A 3,358-nucleotide genomic window follows, 5' to 3' on the forward strand; every position below is an offset into this window, starting at 1 on the left:
TTAAAAGTCTGGCGGCACCCTACTCTCACATGGGTAATACCCACACTACCATCGGCACTACGGCGTTTCACTTCTGAGTTCGGCATGGGGTCAGGTGGGACCACCGCGCTATTACCGCCAGACATATTCTGTCTTCTCTTTTTCAACTGATGATGATTATCACATATCTTCACCAATCGCTCAATCCGGAACAAACTGTTTCATCAATCTTTAACCATCTTTCGATGATTTCTTAATCTCTCAACTTGCGTAACCCAAAACAACTCCGAGTTGTAAGGTTAAGACTCTCGGTTCATTAGTATCAGTTAGCTCAATGTATCACTACACTTACACACCTGACCTATCTACGTCTTAGTCTCAAACGGACCTTACTGAATCTCTTCAGGGAAAACTCATCTCGAGGCTAGTTTCGTGCTTAGATGCTTTCAGCACTTATCTATTCCGCACGTAGCTACCGGGCAATGCAATTGGCATCACAACCCGAACACCAGCGGTGCGTTCACTTCGGTCCTCTCGTACTAGAAGCAAACCCTCTCAATTTTCCTACGCCCATGGCAGATAGGGACCGAACTGTCTCACGACGTTCTAAACCCAGCTCGCGTACCACTTTAAACGGCGAACAGCCGTACCCTTGGGACCTACTTCAGCCCCAGGATGTGATGAGCCGACATCGAGGTGCCAAACACCGCCGTCGATATGAACTCTTGGGCGGTATCAGCCTGTTATCCCCGGAGTACCTTTTATCCGTTGAGCGATGGCCCTTCCATTCAGAACCACCGGATCACTATGACCTACTTTCGTACCTGCTCGAGCCGTCACTCTCGCAGTCAAGCTAGCTTTTGCCATTGCACTAACCTCCTGATGTCCGACCAGGATTAGCTAACCTTCGTGCTCCTCCGTTACTCTTTGGGAGGAGACCGCCCCAGTCAAACTACCCACCAGACAGTGTCCCTTACCTCGATTCAGAAGTATAGGTTAGAACATCAAACATTAAAGGGTGGTATTTCAAGGATGACTCCATGCATACTGGCGTACACACTTCATAGTCTCCCACCTATCCTACACATTAAGGCTCAATGTTCACTGTCAAGCTATAGTAAAGGTTCACGGGGTCTTTCCGTCTTGCCACGGGTACACCGCATCTTCACGGCAATTTCAATTTCACTGAGTCTCGGGTGGAGACAGCCTGGCCATCATTACGCCATTCGTGCAGGTCGGAACTTACCCGACAAGGAATTTCGCTACCTTAGGACCGTTATAGTTACGGCCGCCGTTTACTGGGGCTTCGATCAAGAGCTTCTGCTTACGCATAACCCCATCAATTAACCTTCCAGCACCGGGCAGGCGTCACACCGTATACGTCCACTTTCGTGTTTGCACAGTGCTGTGTTTTTATTAAACAGTTGCAGCCAGCTGGTATCTTCGACTGATTTCACCTCCATCCGCGTGGGACTTCAATTAACATCAGCGTGCCTTCTCCCGAAGTTACGGCACCATTTTGCCTAGTTCCTTCACCCGAGTTCTCTCAAGCGCCTGAGTATTCTCTACCTGACCACCTGTGTCGGTTTCGGGTACGATTAACTATAACCTGAAGCTTAGAGGATTTTCCTGGAAGCAGGGCATCAATTACTTCACTACCTTAGTAGCTCGTCATCACGCCTCAGGGTCTCAGTGACCGGATTTGCCTAATCACACCCCTACACGCTTAACCCACCATCCAATAGGTGGTAAACCTAGCCTTCTTCGTCCCCCCATCGCAGTTATAGCCAGTACGGGAATATTAACCCGTTTCCCATCAGATACGCCCTTCGGCCTCTCCTTAGGGGTCGACTCACCCTGCCCCGATTAACGTTGGACAGGAACCCTTGGTCTTCCGGCGAGCGGGCTTTTCACCCGCTTTATCGTTACTTATGTCAGCATTCGCACTTCTGATACCTCCAGCATGCCTCACAACACACCTTCTACGGCTTACAGAACGCTCCCCTACCCAATACACTTACGTGCACTGCCGCAGCTTCGGTGCATAGTTTTAGCCCCGTTACATCTTCCGCGCAGGCCGACTCGACTAGTGAGCTATTACGCTTTCTTTAAATGATGGCTGCTTCTAAGCCAACATCCTAGCTGTCTAAGCCTTCCCACTTCGTTTCCCACTTAACTATGACTTTGGGACCTTAGCTGGCGGTCTGGGTTGTTTCCCTCTTCACGACGAACGTTAGCACCCGCCGTGTGTCTCCCATGATTAAACTTGTCAGTATTCGGAGTTTGCATCGGGTTGGTAAGCCGGGATGGCCCCCTAGCCGAAACAGTGCTCTACCCCCAACAGTTATACATGAGGCGCTACCTAAATAGCTTTCGGGGAGAACCAGCTATCTCCCGGTTTGATTGGCCTTTCACCCCCAGCCACAGGTCATCCGCTAATTTTTCAACATTAGTCGGTTCGGTCCTCCAGTTAGTGTTAACCAACCTTCAACCTGCCCATGGCTAGATCACCGGGTTTCGGGTCTATACCCTGCAACTTAACGCACAGTTAATACTCGGTTTCCCTTCGGCTCCCCTATTCGGTTAACCTTGCTACAGAATATAAGTCGCTGACCCATTATACAAAAGGTACGCAGTCACACATACCCAACGGTACATGCTCCCACTGATTGTACGTACACGGTTTCAGGGTCTATTTCACTCCCCTCCCGGGGTTCTTTTCGCCTTTCCCTCACGGTACTGGTTCACTATCGGTCAATCAGGAGTATTTAGCCTTGGAGGATGGTCCCCCCATCTTCAGACAGGATATCACGTGTCCCGCCCTACTCTATAAGCTTCCACATAATGCATTTTCATGTACGGGACTTTCACCCTCTATCGTGCGACTTTCCAGACGCTTCCACTAATACATTATGCTACCCGCTTGGGCTGCTCCCATTTCGCTCGCCGCTACTTTGGGAATCTCGGTTGATTTCTTTTCCTCGGGGTACTTAGATGTTTCAGTTCTCCCGGTTCGCCTCATCTGACTATGTATTCATCAGATGATAATGCAGTCGCCTGCACTGGGTTTCCCCATTCGGACATCAACGGTTATAGCGCCTTTTATCGGCTCACCGTCGCTTTTCGCAGATTAACACGTCCTTCATCGCCTCTGATTGCCTAGGCATCCACCGTGTACGCTTAATTTCTTAACCTTACAACTCACAGTTGTCTTGGTTTTAATTACGCTTTTTTCTCTTTTTTACTTCATTACATTCATATTTTCATACAAATGCCTTCCGTAAAAACGAGAACTCGTTTCTTTCAGCTTGTTCCTAATTGTTAAAGAGCTTTATCTTTCTATTCATTCGAATATCAAATAAATACAAAAATAATTTTG

General features: G+C 48.6%; 2 rRNA genes. Both read right to left on the reverse strand.

Features of this window, described 5'->3' with window-relative positions:
- Positions 1–6: 6 nt before the first annotated feature.
- Positions 7–122 (reverse strand): 5S ribosomal RNA (rrf, locus tag J3U00_RS11510).
- Between the two features lie 152 nt (positions 123–274).
- Positions 275–3,173 (reverse strand): 23S ribosomal RNA (locus tag J3U00_RS11515).
- Positions 3,174–3,358: the final 185 nt, after the last annotated feature.

The organism is Gilliamella sp. B3127, assembly GCF_026536935.1.
Taxonomy (GTDB): Bacteria; Pseudomonadota; Gammaproteobacteria; order Enterobacterales; family Orbaceae; genus Gilliamella; species Gilliamella apicola_E.